This is a genomic window from Alkalihalophilus lindianensis, assembly GCF_032843265.1.
Classification (GTDB): domain Bacteria; phylum Bacillota; class Bacilli; order Bacillales; family Bacillaceae_D; genus Alkalihalophilus; species Alkalihalophilus lindianensis.
This window is the reverse complement of record NZ_JAWJBA010000001.1, coordinates 645,004-664,325: the sequence shown is the minus strand read 5'-3', so window position 1 is coordinate 664,325 and position 19,322 is coordinate 645,004. Positions and strand designations below refer to the sequence as shown.

22 protein-coding genes are annotated in these 19,322 nt (G+C 38.5%); 1 reads left to right on the top strand and 21 read right to left on the bottom strand.

The features are described 5' to 3' along the window. Positions 1–27: 27 nt before the first annotated feature. The 9 genes from trpA to aroC all read right to left on the bottom strand — a co-directional run bounded on the left by trpA (position 28) and on the right by aroC (position 8,973). Positions 28–828 (bottom strand): tryptophan synthase subunit alpha, encoded by an 801-nt coding sequence (gene trpA, locus RYX56_RS03680; protein ID WP_317120780.1) that lies wholly within the window; start codon positions 826–828, stop codon positions 28–30. Beyond that, the gene (gene trpB, locus RYX56_RS03675) at positions 825–2,033 is read right to left on the bottom strand and encodes a tryptophan synthase subunit beta (RefSeq protein WP_317120779.1); all 1,209 of its coding nucleotides are present in this window, start codon (positions 2,031–2,033) and stop codon (positions 825–827) included. Before trpB ends, trpA begins: the two co-directional genes overlap by 4 nt. After that, positions 2,030–2,668 carry a phosphoribosylanthranilate isomerase gene (locus RYX56_RS03670; RefSeq protein ID WP_317120778.1) on the bottom strand — a complete coding sequence of 213 codons (639 nt, stop codon included), beginning with the start codon at positions 2,666–2,668 and terminating at the stop codon, positions 2,030–2,032. The genes trpB and RYX56_RS03670 overlap by 4 nt, the downstream gene beginning before the upstream one ends. Continuing rightward, positions 2,652–3,425: an indole-3-glycerol phosphate synthase TrpC gene (gene trpC, locus RYX56_RS03665; RefSeq protein ID WP_317120777.1), complete on the bottom strand. Its 774-nt coding sequence runs from the start codon at positions 3,423–3,425 to the stop codon at positions 2,652–2,654. The genes RYX56_RS03670 and trpC overlap by 17 nt, the downstream gene beginning before the upstream one ends. Further along, positions 3,418–4,443 (bottom strand): anthranilate phosphoribosyltransferase, encoded by a 1,026-nt coding sequence (gene trpD, locus RYX56_RS03660; protein WP_317120776.1) that lies wholly within the window; start codon positions 4,441–4,443, stop codon positions 3,418–3,420. The genes trpC and trpD overlap by 8 nt, the downstream gene beginning before the upstream one ends. Further along, entirely contained in the window at positions 4,436–5,950 is a 1,515-nt protein-coding gene (trpE, locus tag RYX56_RS03655) for an anthranilate synthase component I (protein WP_317120775.1), read from the bottom strand. The genes trpD and trpE overlap by 8 nt, the downstream gene beginning before the upstream one ends. A gap of 378 nt (positions 5,951–6,328) precedes the next feature. Then, positions 6,329–6,709, bottom strand: a complete 381-nt coding sequence (aroH, locus tag RYX56_RS03650; RefSeq protein ID WP_317120774.1) for a chorismate mutase — start codon at positions 6,707–6,709, stop codon at positions 6,329–6,331. Beyond that, positions 6,693–7,799 carry a 3-dehydroquinate synthase gene (gene aroB / locus RYX56_RS03645; RefSeq protein WP_317120773.1) on the bottom strand — a complete coding sequence of 369 codons (1,107 nt, stop codon included), beginning with the start codon at positions 7,797–7,799 and terminating at the stop codon, positions 6,693–6,695. Before aroB ends, aroH begins: the two co-directional genes overlap by 17 nt. A 1-nt stretch (position 7,800) precedes the next feature. Next, entirely contained in the window at positions 7,801–8,973 is a 1,173-nt protein-coding gene (aroC, locus tag RYX56_RS03640; RefSeq protein ID WP_317120772.1) for a chorismate synthase, read from the bottom strand. A 256-nt stretch (positions 8,974–9,229) separates the two neighbouring features. Between aroC and RYX56_RS03635 the strand changes: the two genes are divergently transcribed. Further along, complete coding sequence (locus RYX56_RS03635; RefSeq protein ID WP_317120771.1) at positions 9,230–9,364, top strand: hypothetical protein; 135 nt, start codon at positions 9,230–9,232, stop codon at positions 9,362–9,364. Positions 9,365–9,397: 33 nt separating this feature from the next. Here the strand turns inward: RYX56_RS03635 and RYX56_RS03630 are convergent, their stop codons facing one another. The 12 genes from RYX56_RS03630 to RYX56_RS03575 form a co-directional block, all read right to left on the bottom strand. After that, positions 9,398–10,186: a CheR family methyltransferase gene (locus RYX56_RS03630; protein WP_317120770.1), complete on the bottom strand. Its 789-nt coding sequence runs from the start codon at positions 10,184–10,186 to the stop codon at positions 9,398–9,400. A gap of 121 nt (positions 10,187–10,307) precedes the next feature. Next, complete coding sequence (ndk, locus tag RYX56_RS03625; protein WP_317120769.1) at positions 10,308–10,751, bottom strand: nucleoside-diphosphate kinase; 444 nt, start codon at positions 10,749–10,751, stop codon at positions 10,308–10,310. Positions 10,752–10,914: 163 nt separating this feature from the next. After that, positions 10,915–11,886 carry a heptaprenyl diphosphate synthase component II gene (gene hepT / locus RYX56_RS03620; protein ID WP_317120768.1) on the bottom strand — a complete coding sequence of 324 codons (972 nt, stop codon included), beginning with the start codon at positions 11,884–11,886 and terminating at the stop codon, positions 10,915–10,917. 23 nt (positions 11,887–11,909) lie between these two features. Continuing rightward, positions 11,910–12,755: a menaquinone biosynthesis protein gene (locus RYX56_RS03615; protein WP_317120767.1), complete on the bottom strand. Its 846-nt coding sequence runs from the start codon at positions 12,753–12,755 to the stop codon at positions 11,910–11,912. A 2-nt stretch (positions 12,756–12,757) separates the two neighbouring features. Further along, on the bottom strand, positions 12,758–13,360 hold the full coding sequence (locus RYX56_RS03610; RefSeq protein WP_317120766.1) for a UbiX family flavin prenyltransferase: 603 nt from the start codon (positions 13,358–13,360) through the stop codon (positions 12,758–12,760). Then, a complete protein-coding gene (locus tag RYX56_RS03605; RefSeq protein WP_439108451.1) occupies positions 13,345–14,220 on the bottom strand; it encodes a UbiA-like polyprenyltransferase in 876 nt (291 codons plus the stop codon). The genes RYX56_RS03610 and RYX56_RS03605 overlap by 16 nt, the downstream gene beginning before the upstream one ends. Positions 14,221–14,244: 24 nt before the next feature. Continuing rightward, positions 14,245–14,955 (bottom strand): demethylmenaquinone methyltransferase, encoded by a 711-nt coding sequence (locus tag RYX56_RS03600; protein WP_317120765.1) that lies wholly within the window; start codon positions 14,953–14,955, stop codon positions 14,245–14,247. Positions 14,956–14,960: 5 nt separating this feature from the next. Then, positions 14,961–15,749, bottom strand: coding sequence for a heptaprenyl diphosphate synthase component 1 (locus RYX56_RS03595; RefSeq protein ID WP_317120764.1), 789 nt, complete (start codon positions 15,747–15,749; stop codon positions 14,961–14,963). A gap of 193 nt (positions 15,750–15,942) precedes the next feature. Continuing rightward, positions 15,943–16,161 (bottom strand): trp RNA-binding attenuation protein MtrB, encoded by a 219-nt coding sequence (gene mtrB, locus RYX56_RS03590; RefSeq protein ID WP_317120763.1) that lies wholly within the window; start codon positions 16,159–16,161, stop codon positions 15,943–15,945. Positions 16,162–16,345: 184 nt separating this feature from the next. Further along, positions 16,346–17,824, bottom strand: coding sequence for a stage IV sporulation protein A (spoIVA, locus tag RYX56_RS03585; protein WP_317120762.1), 1,479 nt, complete (start codon positions 17,822–17,824; stop codon positions 16,346–16,348). A gap of 313 nt (positions 17,825–18,137) precedes the next feature. Next, positions 18,138–18,863 (bottom strand): YphF family lipoprotein, encoded by a 726-nt coding sequence (locus RYX56_RS03580; RefSeq protein WP_317120761.1) that lies wholly within the window; start codon positions 18,861–18,863, stop codon positions 18,138–18,140. 52 nt (positions 18,864–18,915) lie between these two features. Beyond that, entirely contained in the window at positions 18,916–19,119 is a 204-nt protein-coding gene (locus RYX56_RS03575) for a DUF2768 domain-containing protein (RefSeq protein ID WP_317120760.1), read from the bottom strand. Between the last annotated feature and the right edge of the window lie 203 nt (positions 19,120–19,322).

The following is a 19,322-nucleotide window of genomic DNA, read 5'->3' as shown; positions in this document are numbered from 1 at the left end:
ACCTTGTGAAAGTATTCTCTCTCTATGTTACGATGAAATGAGCGAGGTGACAAACGTTTTTAATTGTAATAGTGCATCTTTTCTGTTTTTTTCATCTTTTAATGCATCTTTGTGCTTGGCGATTTCAGAAACAAGTGCACTCCCTACAATCACTCCATCAGCATGGCTATGCATTTCCTTCACTTGCTCGGAAGAAGAAATTCCAAATCCAACCGCTACAGGAACTGGGCTTGATGTTTTTACAGTTTGTAAAAACTCATATACTCTTTCATCAATCTTCTTTCGTTCTCCTGTCACACCTAATGAAGAAACACAATATAAGAACCCTTGAGCTCTTTTTGCGATTTTTTGGATCCTAGCTTTTGATGTTGGTGCCACAAGGGAAATGAGCGCCAACTCATTTTCTGCACATAAATTTGTTAATTCTTCGCTTTCTTCATATGGTATGTCTGGTACTAAGATTCCATCTATACCCATTTCACTGGCAACTCGCGTAAACCGTTCTTCCCCATATTGAAGGAGCGGGTTAAAGTAAGTAAAGACGACCACAGGGATTGTTAACCCTCTCTCTCTCATGATTGGAACTAGCTTCATTGCTCCTTCAAGTGTTATTCCACTTTCAAGTGCACGCTTAGATGCTTCTTGAATGGTAGGTCCATCTGCAAGAGGATCTGAATAGGGAATTCCTAATTCTAAAAGATCAGCACCAGCCTCCTCTAACATTAGAGCAATCTCGACCGTCGCTTCTGCACTTGGATCACCTGCAGTAATAAAAGGGATGAATAATCCACCATTTTTTTCTGTAAGTAGGTTCATTCGCTGACTCATGACTGCTTATCCTCCTTAAAATGCTTCATTAGTGTATGAACATCTTTATCACCGCGACCCGATAAGCAAACGAGGATTGTATCTTCGGGTGTTAACTCCTCCGCTCTTTCAAATGCTTTAGCCAAGGCGTGAGCTGTTTCAATCGCAGGGATGATGCCTTCTTCTGTAGATAAGAGTTTTAGAGCATCTAATGCTTCTTGATCACTAACTGCATCATAACGCACGCGTCCTGTACTTGCTAAGTATGCATGTTCAGGTCCTACTCCAGGATAATCAAGCCCAGCTGAAATGGAGTAAGGTTCTGTAATTTGTCCTGCCTCATCTTGAAGTAAATACGTTAATGAACCATGAATAACTCCCTTTCTGCCATGTGTAATGGTAGCAGCATGTTGATCAGTATCTATACCTTTCCCTGCAGCCTCAACACCAATAAGTTTGACATCATCTTCAATAAATGGATAAAAGGTTCCAATCGCATTGCTTCCTCCACCGACACATGCAATAACTTCAGTAGGCAATCTATTTTCACGTTTTAAAAATTGAGCCCGTGCTTCATCCCCAATAATTCGTTGAAAATCTCTAACCATTTTGGGGTATGGGTGAGGTCCCACGACTGAACCAATTAAGTAAAAAGTGTCTTCTGCATGAGTTACCCAATAACGAATGGCCTCATTCGTAGCATCTTTTAATGTTTTACTCCCGGAATTAGCAGGCACTACCTCCGCACCGAGCAATTCCATCCGAAACACATTTAGCGCTTGACGTTCCATATCTTCAGCACCCATAAATACTTTGCACGATAATCCAAAACGAGCGGCTATCGTTGCAGTTGCTACGCCATGCTGACCTGCACCTGTTTCTGCGACGATTTTTGTTTTGCCCATTCGTTTTGCAAGGAGAGCCTGACCAATGGCATTGTTTAATTTATGAGCACCAGTATGAACCAGATCTTCGCGCTTTAAATAAATCGACGCCCCACCAATTTTTTCTGATATGTTTTTTGCATAAGTTAATGCAGTAGGTCTTCCTGCGAACTCTCGTAGGTGATCTTTATAAGCTTCCATAAACTCAGGATCATCCATTGCTTGATCTAGAGATTCTTCTAGTTCTTCTATCGCACTCATGAGTGTTTCCGGGACATACTTCCCGCCAAATTCTCCAAATCGACCACGTTTATCTGGGTAAACCGTTGTTGTTGCGTTCATTTGTGGGTCATCCTCTCTACAATCTGCTCTATTTTATGTCGATCTTTTCGACCATTACTCTCTACACCACTCGATATATCAATGCCATCGGGTTGATAGCTTACTAGCTTGTCAATATTATCAGGGCTGACGCCACCGGCAATCATCACTTTAACGTTTTGTGCTTTCCCTTCTGCTAAAAACGCAGGAATCATTTCCCAATCAAATGTCTGACCGGTCCCTCCCCAATGACCTTCAACTTTACAATCAACAATATATCCATCTACTAAGCCCTTAAATTGCCTCATGTAAAAGAGGGCGTCATCTTTTGCATGAATCACTTTCCAAATAGGACATGGTAGATGTTTTTTTAATTCTTTTAGATCTTCTGGGGATTCATTTCCGTGACATTGCACAACATCTATAGGCAATGTTTCGACCACATCTTTAATGACATCTACAGATTCATTAACGAAAAGCGCCACCATTTTCTGTTTACGATTAGGCCATTTCGCTAACCACTTTTCAACCATTTCGATCGTGACCTGTCGCTTACTTGGTACAAATACAAATCCTAGATAATCTGTCTCACTATGGATCACAGTCTCCACATCTCGTTCATCGTGGTTTCCACATATTTTAAGAAGTGGCTTCAACGGGTTCACCACCAAATAATGTTTGAATACCTTTTTGAGGAGTATCAGCCCTCATAAGTGACTCACCTACTAATACAGCGTTAGCACCTGCATTTCTAACTTTTTGTAAGTCTTCGTATGTGTGAATTCCACTTTCACTAACAAAAAGGCTTTCTTTAGGGACCTGTTCTCCTATTAATTCTGTTTGTGTTAAATCTGTTGTAAAGGTTTTTAGGTTACGGTTATTTACACCAATGATTGCTGGTGTAAATAATTCAAGTAGGGACTCGAGTTCCTCTTTTTCATGCACCTCAACTAAACATTCCAGCCCAGTTGCAGTTGCTTCTTCATAAAGTCTTTTTAGGTCCTTATTAGGCATCACACCTGCAATTAAGAGAATCGCGTCGGCACCCATTCGAACGCTCTCTTCAATTTGAATAGGATGAATGATAAAGTCTTTACGTAAAATAGGAAGATCAACCAATTGTTTAATCGCTGATAAATAATCTCTATGCCCTTGAAAATATACTTGATCAGTTAGAACGGATAATGCGTCCGCTCCTCCTTCCTCATACCCTTTAGCAATCAACTCAGGGTGAAAATCTTCTCTAATGATCCCTTTAGATGGAGAAGCTTTCTTCACTTCTGATATTAAACCGATCGAACGTTTTGGGGTTGCTAATGCTTTGTAAAGTGATTTTCTCGATACATTGATTTCATCTGGCTGTACTAACTCTTTTAATTCTTTCCTCTTTGTCTCAATAATTTGTTTAAGCATGCTGTGAATGCCTCCGATCAGCTCTTAATGATGCCACTTTTTCATACACAACACCCGAATCAATTGCTTCTTTTACCATCATAACGCCTTCTTTAATCGTCATAACTTGATCAGCTGCATATAGAGCAACAGCTGCATTTAAAGTGACAATCCCTTGGGCAGATGCGTTTGCTTCTCCTTTTATAACTTGCTCGATTACTTCCGCACTTTCAGTTGCATGTTGCACTTGAATATCTTCAAGTTTTCCGCGCAATAATCCTACCTCTTCAGGCGTGATCTTCATCTTATTTATAGAGTCCCCTTTAACATCGATTAACGTGGTCTCCGTTGTAATAGAACACTCATCTAAACCTTCTCCACCTGTAGCAAAAACCGTATGCTTTGTTCCAAGTTTAGACAATGTATGAGCCATTTTCATCGCAAAATCCTCATTATACACACCGATTAGTTGATGTTGGGCACGAGCTGGATTTGTAATCGGACCTAGCAAATTGAAAATCGTTCTAAATCCAATTTCTTTTCTTGGAGCAACAGCATGTTTCATCGACTGATGATAGAGTGGCGCAAATAAGAAACACAATTGACGAGTTTTTAAAGACTCCGCTGCTAACTCTGGTGTACTCTGAATATCAATATCTAATGCTTCAAGAACATCTGCACTTCCACTCTTGGAAGAAACAGCACGATTTCCATGCTTAGCTACTGGAACTCCCATAGAAGAAAGAACAAGAGCGGTTGCAGTGGAAATGTTAAATGTCCCTAAGTCATCTCCACCTGTACCACATGTATCAACGACACCTGTTAACTCATGTGGAATCCTCAATGAATGTGAGCGCATTGAGCGGGCGAATCCCACCATTTCCTCCACTGTTTCTCCTCTAAAACGCAAAACGGTTAACAAACTTGCAATTTGACTTGGCGTGGCTTTGCCTTCCATAATCTGATCCATTACAAATTGAGCTTCACCTTCTGTTAAAGTAGCACCTTCCATACATGTACGAAGTAATTGCTTAAACATTAGAAACCACCGCCTCATTTCCAAACATTTTCTCAGCAAGTTGCACAGCCCGTATTAATGCTTTCGCTTTGTTTTTCGTTTCTTCATATTCACTCTCAGGTTTTGAATCAGCTACGACTCCCGCACCCGCCTGGATATAAGCTGTTTGATCTTTAATAACCATCGTTCGAATAGCGATACAAGAATCAATGTGTCCATCATAACTCATGTAACCAATAGCTCCAGAATAGAGACCTCTTTTTGTAGGTTCAAGCTCTTGTAAAATTTCAATAGCTCTAATCTTTGGAGCACCAGATACCGTGCCAGCAGGAAAAGCCGACATCAATGCTTTCACTGGAGTAATCCCTTCTTTTAATTCACCAGTTACTTTAGAAATAATATGCATAACATGGGAGAAACGCCCAATCTCAAGTAATGTTGGCGTTTTAACAGATCCATAACTTGATACTTTACCTACATCATTTCTCGCAAGATCCACTAGCATATAATGTTCCGCTCGCTCTTTTTCATCTTGTAAAAGATCGTCTGCAAAATACAAGTCTTCTTCTTCAGTCTTTCCTCTTGGCCTTGTTCCTGCTATCGGGTGGATCTCTACATGTTTATCAGCCACTTGAACGAGACGCTCTGGGGAACTACCAACAACTTCCACATCACCGATATTTAAGTAAAATAAATACGGAGAAGGGTTAACCATTCTTAGCACTCGGTAAATATCGAACGCTTTAGCCGTTACAGGAAGTTCAAAACGCTGGGATAATACTGCTTGAAAAATATCTCCTGCCAAAATATATTCTTGGATTTTCTCTACATCATTCATAAATCTTGTCTTTGTGTAAGAAGAAGTAATGTCGTTAAATGAAACTTCCTCACTCGTTTCAGTTGTAGCAGGCACCATTAAACCTATAGTTGGTTGCTCAAGCAAAGCGAACAGCCGATCGATTTGCTCAACAGCTTTTTGATAATCAGCTTTAAGGTCATGAGACTGATTGGTCGGTACATGAATGATGATCATTAATTCTTTTTTAACATGGTCATAAGCAATTAATGTTTCGCAGAATAAGAAATGATAAGCCGGTTGCTCATTGTTGCTATTTTCTTGTTTCAACGACGGTTCAATCGATTCAATTGCTTCAAAGCTCATAAAGCCTACTGCACCACCACGAAAAGGGATCGGTAGGTCAAGGGGTTCAACATTGATATGGTTTAATGTTTGATCAAATGCTTCTTCGAATGTCTTAGCTTCTATGACTTTCTCATCTCCCGATGTATACGTATTAAAATCACCATTTTCTTCAATTAATTGATACATTGGGTTTAAGCCAATAAAAGAATATCTTGACCAAGGAGATGCGTCATCTTTACTCTCTAGTAAAAAGGTTAATTGGTCTTGCAGCTGGTAGGCAATCTGAACAGGTGTTAATCCATCTGCAAAATACCTTTTAAACACTGGTACCGTGTCATAAGTTTGTGCTGCTTGCTGAAAAGACGTAAAGGTTGTGCAGTTCATATCACTCACTCCTACTATATTTGGAATGAATGAGAGGAGGTAAAGAGGGGATAGTGGTTTTAAGGTACGACAAAAACACCCTAAGACCAACGAGTCCTAGGGTGTTAAACATGTACCCCTAACTATAACTCGGCTCTTCTCAACTCAACTCATTCTCAACTCAACTATTTTTATGTTAAATTTCTTATTGTATATTCTTCATCTAATTCTACTTGCTCCCAAAGAAGCGTTACTCGGCTCTGTTGCCACTTCATACTGTTATGAAATGCGCAATTTTTATTAGTGTAACCTCTTAGTGAAGGATTCGTCAAGGGTAAATCACTCTTAGTTACAATCCGTTCCGAATTTTCACACAAATTCATCTTATGCAGAAAAACTCTATTGTGCTAACCGCTTGGTTGATGATAGGTCAGGGCGAAGTTTAATCGCCTCCCGCATGTAAATATGATTGATCTCATTTTGAGCAGCAGTTGTGTTGACAGTTAGAAGAATCCTTATACATTTTTCCAAACTTCCCGGTACTGGAATTTCAGTTGCACACATTACAGGTACATATGTCCAATCTTCGAACCGCCTTAAAGCTTTAGCTGGAAATGTTGCACTAAGGTCTTCTGTTACTGTAATTAAAACTTGTGCGACCTCATCTGGCAAAAAAGAGTTTTGAGCGATAATCTCATTTACTAATTCTTCGGTTACTTCTAGAATCTCTTCTTCTTCATTACTTGTAACTGTAGTTGCCCCTCTAATTCCACGGATCATCAAACCCCTCCTTAATTGCATATGTTAGTGATTGAAATAATAGTTCGTCTGACACTTCTGTAAGAATCACATCTTCAACTTCTTTAAGCAGAACCATACGAATATGACCAGAAGTAGTTTTTTTGTCTTTTTTCATAGAAGCGAGTAATTGGTGTGGCTTAAGGCCATTAGGAATAGTTGTTTGATAACCTAATTGACGTAACCAAACTAACAACTGATTAATGGGTAAATCAATCTTGAATTTCTGCTCAGATAAACGTAGGGCAAAAATCATCCCAATCGCAACTGCTTCTCCATGGGCAAGCTTCCCATAGCCTAATTCTGCTTCAATGGCATGACCTAATGTATGACCTAAGTTTAAGAAAGCACGGACGCTTTGTTCGCGTTCATCTTCTTTAACGATAGCAGCCTTTACACCAATAGATCGTACCAATATTTCTTCCAAGACATCATCCGGAAGGTCCACGAACGAATGAACATGTTCTGTTAACCACTTTAAAAATTGTTGATCCCGTATAAAGCCATGTTTAATAACTTCCGCAAAACCAGATCGCCATTCTAATTCAGGTAAACTACGTAACATTTCTGTATCATAAATAACGAGTTCAGGTTGATAAAAAGCACCAACAATGTTTTTAGCTTGAGGTAAGTTTATGGCAACCTTTCCTCCTACACTACTATCGTGTGCTAAGAGAGTTGTAGGTACTTGGATAAAGCGAATGCCTCTCATATAACTAGCCGCAACAAAGCCAGCTAAATCCCCAATCACTCCACCACCTAGAGCAATGATAATAGAATGACGATCAAGACCCAGTTCTAGGGCTCGCTCTTGCAATCGTTTAAATACATCAAACGATTTAGATGCTTCCCCTGCAGGAACAACTTCCGTATAGATACGAGTATCTTCAGGAAAGCTAGCAACCACCTCAGAAGCATACAATGAGTACACATGTTCATCTGTTATGACTAAGACAGATGAATAGTTTCCTATTTCGTTCTGCTTCAAAAGGTCGTATACATGATGTCTTAATCCAGTTTGGACGACAACATCATACGATTGACTCTTCGTTGTAATCCGTACAGTCGACATACTAGAAATCCCTCGCATGTTCATTATGACTCTTAATGTTTTGATCAATTGCCTCAATACGATCATGCCCAAATGTTTCAAGAAGAGCATTGGCTACTTCCCAAGCAATCACAGACTCAGCCACAACAGATGCAGCCGGTACCGCGCAGCTATCAGAACGTTCAATACTTGCTGCAAAAGGTTCTTTGGAATCGATATCAACACTTTGCAATGGTTTGTATAGAGTTGGGATTGGTTTCATTACACCACGAATGACAATTGGCATACCATTCGTCATCCCACCTTCAAAACCGCCTAAATTATTTGTTTTTCTTGAATAACCATCTTCCTCATTCCAAAGAATTTCATCATGGACTTCACTCCCTGGACGTCTAGCAGCTTCAAATCCAATACCAATCTCGACTCCCTTAAACGCATTAATACTCATGATCGCAGCAGCTAATTTCGCATCGAGCTTTCGATCATAATGTACATGGCTTCCTAAGCCAATAGGTACGCCACTAACGACGACTTCTACTACACCACCAATAGAATCTCCTTCTAGCTTTGCCTTATCAATGGCCTCGATCATTGCACTTTCAGCCTCTTTATCCAGGCACCGTACAGAAGATGCTTCTGTACGTTCTTGTAAATCTTTTATAGACTCAAATTGGGTTTCATGTGCCTTTACTCCCCCAATTTCTAATACATGTCCACCTACTTGAATACCAAATGTATGTAAAATCTTTTTTGCTACCGCACCTGTAGCCACTCTAACAGTCGTTTCACGAGCTGATGAACGTTCGAGCACATTTCTCATATCTCTGTGACCATATTTAATAGCTCCGTTTAAATCGGCATGTCCAGGACGCGGACGGGTTACTTGACGTTTCACTTCTTTCTCTTCATCTTCACTTAAAGGTTCAGCACCCATCACCTTTGTCCAATGAGTCCAATCTTTGTTTTCCACTACTAATGTAATTGGAGCACCCGTTGTCTTTCCATGACGAACACCACTTAAAATTTGGACTTGATCTTTCTCGATCTGCATTCGTCTTCCTCTACCATATCCACCTTGTCTTCTTCTCAAATCGACATTAATATCTTCTGCTACTAACTCCAGTTGAGCTGGTACCCCTTCAACAATCGTCGTTAATTGTGGTCCGTGTGATTCTCCTGCTGTTAAATATCTCATCTCGTCTCCTCCTCCAAGTCCTTCTCTCTTTATCGCTTTTATGCGTTAAATTATAACATGCATGAACTTCTATGTCTCGATAAAATCGGAACATTTCGTTATTAATTAGTCATTGTATCAAAAACCGTTGTCCGAGTCTAAGCAATTTTTGAACCAGATGTTACTCTTCCTCCTACTTCATGAGAAAAGAATGCTAGAAAAAAGAAAAATTGGTTATACTACTATAGGAATTTCTTTTGTAAAGGGGTGTGGCAACATGAAGAAAACTACAAAGACTGGAACTGATATTGAAGAAGTGAAGGAACGGAATAAACAATCAGGATTAACTTATAATGAAGTAAAAGACAAAGTGCTAGAAGCGTATATTAAAAAACAGATGGATTCCAATTAACAATTAATAGATGAAGAAGAAACCAGCATCCTATTAAGAGCTGGTTTCTTCTTTTTTCTTATAAAAGAACGTATCCTCTGTTTCAAATCCATATTTTTCTGCATGAAAAATTTGTTCTGTGCTTCCAACGAACAGTACCCCACCTGGCCTTAATGCATTGCTAAACTTTTGATATAATTTATGCTTTGCTTCTTCTGTAAAATAGATCATCACGTTCCTGCAAATGATAAGATCATATTGGGAAGCAAACGTATCAGAAAGTAAATTTTGTTGTTTAAAGTTGACTGTTCTTTTTACCTCATCAACCACTTTGTAACCCATTGGTTCTTTCATAAAATGGGAAGATAAAACATCCTTTGGCACTTCTTTAAGTGATCGATCTGTATATAAACCTATTTTGGCTCTTTTTAATATTTCTTTATCTAAATCTGTCGCTAGAATAGATACATGAGATAAAGGCATAAACGAAGCCATAACCATCGCTAATGTATAAGGTTCTTCACCAGTTGAACAAGCCGCACTCCATAGTTTCAAACGAGTGTTCTCTTTCAGTAATCGTGGTAAAATCTTTTCCTCCAGTACTTCCCACCGTTTCTTATTCCGATAAAATTCTGACACATTAATGGTCATTCTCTCTAAGAACTCATTAAACATTGATTGATCTTTGGACATAGCTTGATAATACAACTCAAAACTTCCAAACCCACGTTTATCTCTGAGTGACTCCAGTCTTCTTTTCATTTGAGCCTCTTTATAAAGTGCTAAATCAATTCCAGTTTTGCGTTTTACTTGATTAATGAATAAATGGTAGTCAGCAGTCATATGTAGTTTCTCCTTAATATGTCAATCAGTTCATATTCTATATCGACCTTACTATAAAAGATGTTAACAACAAAAAAGTACCTGCTCAACAGAACAGGTACCTAATCCTATGAATATATAGTTACACCCACTTATTAACTACTTTTTCATAATTATTTAATTCAGCATCTTCAAAGAAAATACCGATTTCACGCTTAGCACTCTCAGTTGAATCAGAACCATGAATAACGTTCATTGCAACTTGGACACCGTAATCTCCACGGATTGTCCCTGGTGCAGCTTCTGCCGGGTTTGTAGCACCCATCATTGTACGAGCAGTTGAAATGACATTTTCACCTTCCCAAACCATTGCAAAAACAGGTCCTGAAGTAATGAAATCAACCAATTCTCCGAAGAAAGGACGTTCTTTATGTTCTGCATAATGAGTTTCAGCTGTCTCTTTTGTAACCGTCATCAATTTAGCGCCCACTAATGTAAACCCTTTCTTTTCAAAGCGTGAGACTACTTCTCCAATAAGATTACGTTGAACTCCATCAGGTTTAATCATCAAATATGTACGTTCCATTTAAAAACACCCTCATTCTTATAGTCTATGTATAACTTGCCCTAATTAGTATAGCAAACATTCTAAACACTCTCAATCATTATTTTACAGAAATATTCAATAAAACGTATTCATTTCCAGTTGTATAGACAAGTAAAAGAGAGCCTTCAAGGCTCTCTTTACTTTAAAATTTACGTTCACCGATATAAGCTGCAATTTCTCTAAAGTAGAAATTAGCATCAGAATCGGGAAGTTTACTTAGGGCATCATAAGCTCTATTCAGAAAACGCTCACTCATTTTAAGTGAAAATTCAATCCCACCTGATTGATTTACAGCCTTAATGATCGGTTCTACATCGAAGGTTCCTGGATATTCATCTTTTAGCACTTCTTTAATAAGTGTCGCAGCCTCACGATCATGTTGCATCGCATATAACGCAGGAAGTGTCACGTTCCCTTGACGAAGATCCCCACCAGCTGGTTTCCCCAATTGTTTCTCGGTCCCAACAAAATCTAAAATATCATCTGTTATTTGAAAGGCCATTCCAACATTGTAACCAAAATCATATAAATGCTTTTGAATCTTTGGGTCAGCCTTAGCTGCTAAAGCGCCTAGCTCACAACTTACTGCAATTAATAATGCAGTTTTACGTTTAATCCTTCTAAAATAATTACGTAAATTTTGACCCCAATTGTATTGGTCTCGAATTTGTTCAACCTCACCTATGCACATCTCAACAAGTGTGTTAGAAAGAATCTGGTGAATACGTGGATCATCAAAATAAGCAGACGTTTCAACGGCTTTAGCGAAAATATAATCACCTGTATACATAGCTACTTTATTATCCCATTGTGACTTTACCGTTTTTTGACCACGACGTAGTTCAGCATCATCTATCACATCATCGTGAACTAGTGATGCCATATGAACAAGTTCAAGAGGAACAGCAATGTTTTTTAAGACATTAATATCATAATGTCCAAATTTAGCAGCAAGCAAGACAAATACGGGACGAATTCTTTTGCCTCCAGCTTTAAGTAGATGAGTTGAGGCGTCTCTAAGAACATCGTGCCGTGCTTGTACTGTCGCTTCAAGCTCTTGTTCAATAATGGTTATGTCTGATTGAAATTTTAAATAAATATCGGCTAGTTTCATCTCGTCCACCTTACTACGTAGGGTTAGCTTTCGACAGCTCCCCACAAATGAATGGATTCTACTGGTTTTATTAAGTAGCCCAATTCATAAGCAAGCTGATAATAAAGCTCTAATCCTCGTTGTTCTCTTTTACTAAAGTCATAATATAGCCCTTGAAAATAATCATCCCAAAAAGCCTTCTCACCACCGTAGGTTTTAAGGATATCTTGAATCATTGGCTGATAATTCTTTTCCTTGCTTAAACTTTTACTATGAATGAACGAACGATATAATTGACCCACTAAGTGGCTATCGCGTTCGATCGCATCATTTCTCACAGCTACGACTGCAAATGTCATAGGCATTCCTGTGTGCTTATACCATAAAGAGGCAAGGTCATATTGGTAAAGAGTTTCAGCTTTCCTCCATGTTGCCATAATCGCATCATCGCCAATTAACAAACATGCATCATGGTCCAGAAGCATCTTTTCCAAATTTGGTTTCATCATTTCATAAGAAACGGTATGCTCATAAAAACGCTCAAGTATAACCTTTAATAGATGGATAGAAGTAGCCGAACTTGACGTTAGAGCAATAGATTTACCTGAAAGCTCTTCGATTGGTACTTTAGAAAATAAAAAAATCGACCCCACTTTTTCATATGCTGACACAGACAAGTCTGGGAGTAACGTAAATTGATTTGTGTTTTCTGCATAAGCAAATGAAGAAATCCCTCCAACATCCACAAGCCCATCTGACATCGCTTTATTTAACTGTGAGGGAACTTGAGGAATAATCGAACAGCCTTGTTCCCTTAAAGATTCACGATCTAAATGATAATAAAGAGGTAATATATTTGTATAAGAAATCTCACCGATAATTAATGACATCTTTATTCCCCCCAGCGGGTAAATAACTCATGTTCCACACCGAGACTATCTAGTGCTTTACCAACTAAAAAGTTGATTAAATCATCAATCGTCTTAGGTAGATGATAATAACCAGGCATAGCAGGCAAAATCGTCGCACCCATTTTTGTCAGTCTAAGCATATTCTCTAAATGGATCTCATGTAAAGGTGTCTCTCTAGGGACAACGACTAATTTACGTTTTTCCTTTAACATAACATCGGCGCATCTCTCTAATAAATTTCCGGATGCACCATGAGCAATACCGGAGAGAGTACCCATCGAACATGGAATAATGACCATGCCATCACTTCTGTATGAACCACTGGCAATCGGAGCCGCATAATCATGAAGCTCATGTATGTGTAACTCCCCTGGCAATTCAGAAAACAGTTGATCTAAAACGGCTTCTCGGTTACTTGTATCGAGAAGTAACTCTTCCCTAAACACTTGCCAAGCTGCTTCCGTCAATACGAGATGGACTTTATATTCTTGTCTTAAGAGCTCTTGAGTGAGTCTTACTCCATACATTCCCCCACTTGCCCCCGTGATGCCTACAGTCATTATACGATTTACGCGTTCATCCATAGTAACACATCCCCTACGGTAAAGATAAACATGACAAGGCTTAAAATGCCATTCATGGTAAAGAAGGCAACGCCAACTTTTGAAAGGTCATTGGCCGAAACAAGCGAATGCTCATAAATCATGATTGCACCTGCAATGATTACCCCTAGTAAATACAACCAACCCAGTGGCGTAATCAAAAACAGCGATAAAAAGGCCGAGAAACTAATGACATGGAATAACTTAGCAAGAATAAGTGCACGTCTAATGCCAAATCGACTTGGTATCGAATAAAGGCCTCGCTCACGATCATAATCAGCATCTTGTGTTGCATAAATCACATCGAACCCAGCCGTCCAAAGGGCAACCGCTGCAAACAAAAGAAAGGCTTCAATGGATAAAGTACCCGTTACAGCTACCCAACCACCTAATGGGGCAATTCCTATTGTAATTCCAAGTACAATATGACAAAACCATGTAAAGCGCTTCGTATAGGAATAAATAACAAGAAAAAAGACCGCTAAGGGTAATAAATAAACTGCTAATTGATTTAATTGAAACGCAGCATAGATTAACATTCCAAAGGAGACAAAAATAAAGACTAGCACCTCAAGCTTTGAAATTAATCCAGATGGAATTGCGCGATTAGCAGTCCTTGGATTGTACTTATCAATTTTTTCATCAATCACTCGATTAAGAGACATAGCCGCACTTCTCGCTCCAACCATTGCAATCGTAATCCACACCCATTGCATGAAGGTGGGCCATGCTTCGTTGACAATAAACCCACCTAATATAGCTCCAAAGTAGGCAAAAGGTAGGGCAAAAACAGTATGTTCAAATTTAATCATTTCTAAGATGATTTTTATCTTTCTAATCACGATATCTGCTCCAATTCTAATTGACTAATTTTTAGACTTAACTCCTAGGTGCATAGCAGCTACCCCACCAGAGTAGGCCTTAACGTCAACACGTTCAAATCCAGCTTCACGAAACATGTCAGCTAGCTTCTCTCGATTTGGAAACGACATCGTTGACTCTTGTAACCATGAATATTCATCATAACTTTTAGCAAATAACTTCCCAAATACCGGCATCACTCGTCTGAAATAAAAGAAATAAAGGTTTTTAAATATCGGAATCGTAGGTTGAGATGTTTCTAGACAAACGACTTTCCCACCCTTTTTTACGACACGATGCATTTCTTTTAGAACCTGCATGTAGTCTGGAACGTTGCGTAATCCAAAACCAATGGTGACAACATCAAATGATTCATCTTCATATGGCAGCTCCATTGCATTGCCATGTCTTAACGAGACATGTTGTAGCTTATTTTCTTTTACTTTCTCTTCACCGATTAATAACATGTTTTTACTGAAGTCAAGTCCTTCAACTTTACCCGTTGGCCCCACAGCTTCACCTAATGCAATTGTCCAGTCGGCGGTACCACAACACACATCTAGAGCATGGTCACCTGCTTGTACATTCATTTTTTTCATCGTGTCTTTACGCCAAGCTTTATGTCGTTGGAACGAGATGACCGAATTCATCATGTCATAACGCTTGTATATGGATTCAAAGACTTGGTGAACACGCTCTTCTTTCGTCTGACTCATTACATTCACCCTTTTTCTGCTAAAAATTCATCGTATTCTATTGTGCAAACTAATCGATCTACATGCTCAATAATAAACCCTTCAAATTTATGAAGGCGTTTGCTTGTACTTAACAAGCGGTCCTTAACTTCCTCTATCTTTTGTTCCCATAAACCAATCATCAAATCAGGATGTTTGGTTTCTTGATAGAGTGAATGAATTAATGGTAATTTTTTACCAACTTTATATTGCTCTCTCTCTCTCACCAGTCGTTTTAAATAGAAGTAATCATTAAAGATTTCTTTCCAATCTGTTTGCTCATAATAATGTGCAATATTCTGCATAAGGATCGATTCAACCTTCTCAACATTTGATTTAATCTCGTCATATGAACGTTCATCCTTATCATATAAGTTCATTTTGTGCTCGTTGATTTCTTGGATAGACCGACTAAAGATTTGAATCATTGGATGATATTTACCTTCTGCTAATAGATAATAATAAAGACTGCTATAATAATCACCCGCAAGCACTGTCAGTTGACGATTTTTACGAGTAGAATCTGATTGGAGTTTTTGGAGAGAAACGTCTTCATGTACATCTAGGGCTGCTTGTACAAGTAAAGCTGACAACGTAAAGACTTTAGCTTCATTTTTTGTGGCATGTTCACTTAACATTGCATACAACAAACGTAATTTATCTTCATCTATAATTGGGACCTGTATGTATCGTTCTAAATAAGAGTGCTTCGTTAAGCTATTGAAGCTTTTTTTAAATTCCTTCACTTTGTCGTTAAATTGACTCATCCTCACCATTCCCACATCCTCCAAATCACTACAATCTTAATAAAACGAATGTAAGCCTTACTTACACTTTGTTATGTCTTAAGCCGGAATCTATTATAGCATAATATACATAATCCTACGAATGAAAAACTTAATGTACGTTATTCTCCCGTCCCTTACTAAGAAAGGCGGTGGATAAGAAAAAGCAGGAATCACTCCTGCCTTACTCTTCTGTATCCATTGTTCCATGGCTTGTCTGAATAATTGCCTTACCACGAATTTTCACAGCGGAAGTGTGTTCAGTAAACTGAGCAATCATGACCTCGCCTTTATCAAGCTTTTCAGAGTGATGAAAGCGTGTATCAGAACCTCTCGTTAATCCAATGACATTCACTCCATTTTCTTTTGCTTTTATGACAAAAAATTGATTTTCATTACTCATCCTTATCTCTCCTTAAACCTATCCATTGTCGAAACCTAAATATATGTAAAACTTAACCCAAACTCTACGGTTTTTATAGTGATTCTGCTAACAATTATATTATATAAAGCTTAGCATAGAAGGAAAAGAAAAAGCAAAAGGAACCTTATAAATCAAGGAACCTTTTGCTTAAGACTTGCTCATTTTACAATATAATGGCAATCAATCCACCTGAGCCCTCATTGATAATTCTCTCAAGTGTTTCTTTTAATTTATAGCGAGCATTTTCAGGCATGAGGGATAGTTTAGCAGAGATTCCTTCTCGAACAATTGAATTCAATGAGCGACCAAAAATATCTGAATTCCAAATTGACAATGGATTCTCTTCAAAGTCTTGCATCAAATAGCGTACAAGCTCTTCACTTTGTTTCTCTGTGCCAATAATAGGTGCAAATTCAGACTCGACATCTACTTTGATCATATGGATGGAAGGTGCAACTGCTTTTAGACGTACACCAAACCTTGATCCTTGGCGAATGATTTCTGGTTCGTCTAAGCTCATATCGGAAAGAGCTGGTGCTGCAATTCCGTAGCCAGTTTGTTTGACCATTCTAAGGGCTTCTGCTACTTGATCGTATTCAGATTTTGCATGAGCAAAATCTTGCATCAATTGTAGGAGATGATCTTTCCCTCTGATCTCCACACCCACTACTTCTTTTAAAACTTGATCGTATAAGTCATCTGGTGCGTATAGGTCAATTTCTGCAATACCATGACCCATTTCAATACCAGCTAACCTAGCATCATCAATGAATTCATACTCCGTAAATTGTCCAACTACACGGTCGACATCCCGTAAACGCTTGATATCTTTTACCGTTTCTTGAACCGATTCCTCATAGCTTTGTCTTAACCAGTGATCATCTTTTAACACCATGACCCAACTTGGTAAGTTCACATTGACCTCATGAACTGGGAATTCAAACAATACTTCTCTTAAGACATTATTAATATCATGATCAGTCATACTCTCGATACTCATCGCAAGAACAGGGATATCATGTTCCTCTGATAACTGGCGACGAAGATTTTCCGTGTCAGGATGATGAGGTCTTACACTGTTTACGATCATAATAAATGGTTTCCCAACTTCTTTTAACTCTTCAACGACTCTTGTTTCAGATTCAATATAATCATAACGAGGAATTTCTCCAATTGAGCCGTCTGTTGTCACAACTACTCCAAGTGTAGAGTGCTCTTGAATAACTTTTCTTGTACCAATTTCTGCTGCCTCTTGAAAAGGAATTGGCTCTTCATACCAAGGAGTATTAATCATTCTTGGCCCATTTTCATCCTCATAACCTTTTGCTCCAGGTACCGCATATCCAACACAATCTACCAGACGGATATTTACATCCAACCCTTCATCTACATGAATCGAAATAGCTTGGTTCGGTACAAACTTCGGTTCTGTTGTCATGATTGTTTTACCAGCAGCACTTTGCGGTAATTCATCTTGAGCTCGAGCCTTTTCAGATTCATTCTCAATATTCGGGAGTACGACAAGCTCCATAAATTTCTTAATAAATGTCGATTTCCCTGTCCGAACAGCACCTACGACTCCTAGATAGATATCACCACCAGTTCGTTCGGCAATATCTTTAAAAATATCAACCTTTTCCACGTGATCCCCTCCCGATCAAGTAAAGATATGAGATTAGTCATAAACCCGTAAAACTTAGACACTATCATTTCTATGATGTTGTCCACAATTTATGACAACTGCCAGGAAAGAAGCATTTTATTTTTTAAATCCATCTTCTAAGCAACCTTTTTAAAAGATTTAAGAAATGAAGAATGAATGATTTCATTGGCAGTAGTCTTTTGTTTACTTCGTTTAGACCGACCTCGATATGAATGCCGAGAAGGGGTAGAAAGAAAAAATGCCCCTTCCTTTGATATGTATATCAATGGTTAAGGGGCTTTAGACCAATTTTTTATTCGTTATTTGAAAGGCTAACGTTATACATCGGTTCGCCGTTCTCATCAAGAGTATATGGAACAGATCGAACTGGAACAATTGGAAAATGATCTACAAGAATCGAACGAATATCCTCATCTTCGTTAAAATCATGCTTAAACTCATTCAACGCCATATTCAAATCAATGCGGTAATCGATGACAATGTCTCCATCATTCGTATATAACAGCGGCAATAACGTGTCGTAATAAGGGCTCTTCACATGAGGAGCTTCTTTATAATTCAATGCTTCATGATCTAATTTAAACAGTCCTACATCAACCATCTCATCAATTGGAGCATAAGTATGCTTTCTCATATACTCATTAATACGTTGTTGAAATTGTTGGATTTCACGTTGACTTGTTAGATCAATCACTTTTGCTTCAGGTTCTTCTTCTACATTTACAAGAACGTACTGAAACACGCCCCCATTCTCAAAGGCAGTACCGGGGGGTTGTTGCAAATACCTTGGAACTAACTGATTAAAATCAACCACATAACGTTGGTAGAACGATGTCGTTTCATCAAAATTTCGAATGGGTAGAACACCGGTATCTTGCTGGAATTGTTTTGCTGCACTTTCTACAGACTGCAACTGATCTGGATAAGCAAGTTGATTTTCACTTCGTTGCTCACTTGGTAACATACACCCTGCGAGTATCAAGCTTACTAGTAAGGTAGATAGTATGGTCCATTTCATCCAATCAAACTCCTACTCTGTTTTGTTACTTTACATTTTACTACTTAATGCCCTACATTGTTGCTGTAGGTCCACCTATTACAATTAAAAACACAATGAGTCCAGAAATAATTAAACATATAAACGAAAAAGCTAATACTATTTTTTGAACGACGCCTCTTAATTTCTCACGACTAAAGATTGCTGCCCCAGCAGAGATAAACATTAAAGCTAGAGCAAAGAAAGAAATCCACATATTTAACATTGCATCAGACATGACCATCATCCTTTTTTCTTAAAATACATAGTACATTATATCACAAGCATAAACCATTTAACGTTAAATTGCTTGTCCATTCCGTTACAAGCTCAGCTATTTAACCTCTAAAGTTAACTCAGCTACAAAAAGACGAAAAAAGTTAGAGAAGCGGGGCGCACTTCTCTAACTCAACTAAAGCCTTCGTGTTGCACAGCCCTATT

Coding starts and splice junctions, on each gene's coding strand:
- trpA (WP_317120780.1), bottom strand. CDS start 828: ATGAGTCAGCGAATGAACCTACTTACAGAAAAAAATGGTGGATTATTC.
- trpB (WP_317120779.1), bottom strand. CDS start 2,033: ATGAACGCAACAACAACGGTTTACCCAGATAAACGTGGTCGATTTGGA.
- trpC (WP_317120777.1), bottom strand. CDS start 3,425: ATGCTTAAACAAATTATTGAGACAAAGAGGAAAGAATTAAAAGAGTTA.
- trpD (WP_317120776.1), bottom strand. CDS start 4,443: ATGTTTAAGCAATTACTTCGTACATGTATGGAAGGTGCTACTTTAACA.
- trpE (WP_317120775.1), bottom strand. CDS start 5,950: ATGAACTGCACAACCTTTACGTCTTTTCAGCAAGCAGCACAAACTTAT.
- aroH (WP_317120774.1), bottom strand. CDS start 6,709: ATGATCCGTGGAATTAGAGGGGCAACTACAGTTACAAGTAATGAAGAA.
- aroB (WP_317120773.1), bottom strand. CDS start 7,799: ATGTCGACTGTACGGATTACAACGAAGAGTCAATCGTATGATGTTGTC.
- aroC (WP_317120772.1), bottom strand. CDS start 8,973: ATGAGATATTTAACAGCAGGAGAATCACACGGACCACAATTAACGACG.
- RYX56_RS03635 (WP_317120771.1), top strand. CDS start 9,230: ATGAAGAAAACTACAAAGACTGGAACTGATATTGAAGAAGTGAAGGAA.
- RYX56_RS03630 (WP_317120770.1), bottom strand. CDS start 10,186: ATGACTGCTGACTACCATTTATTCATTAATCAAGTAAAACGCAAAACT.
- ndk (WP_317120769.1), bottom strand. CDS start 10,751: ATGGAACGTACATATTTGATGATTAAACCTGATGGAGTTCAACGTAAT.
- hepT (WP_317120768.1), bottom strand. CDS start 11,886: ATGAAACTAGCCGATATTTATTTAAAATTTCAATCAGACATAACCATT.
- RYX56_RS03615 (WP_317120767.1), bottom strand. CDS start 12,755: ATGTCATTAATTATCGGTGAGATTTCTTATACAAATATATTACCTCTT.
- RYX56_RS03610 (WP_317120766.1), bottom strand. CDS start 13,360: ATGGATGAACGCGTAAATCGTATAATGACTGTAGGCATCACGGGGGCA.
- RYX56_RS03600 (WP_317120765.1), bottom strand. CDS start 14,955: ATGAGTCAGACGAAAGAAGAGCGTGTTCACCAAGTCTTTGAATCCATA.
- RYX56_RS03595 (WP_317120764.1), bottom strand. CDS start 15,749: ATGGTGAGGATGAGTCAATTTAACGACAAAGTGAAGGAATTTAAAAAA.
- mtrB (WP_317120763.1), bottom strand. CDS start 16,161: ATGAGTAATGAAAATCAATTTTTTGTCATAAAAGCAAAAGAAAATGGA.
- RYX56_RS03580 (WP_317120761.1), bottom strand. CDS start 18,863: ATGAAATGGACCATACTATCTACCTTACTAGTAAGCTTGATACTCGCA.
- RYX56_RS03575 (WP_317120760.1), bottom strand. CDS start 19,119: ATGTCTGATGCAATGTTAAATATGTGGATTTCTTTCTTTGCTCTAGCT.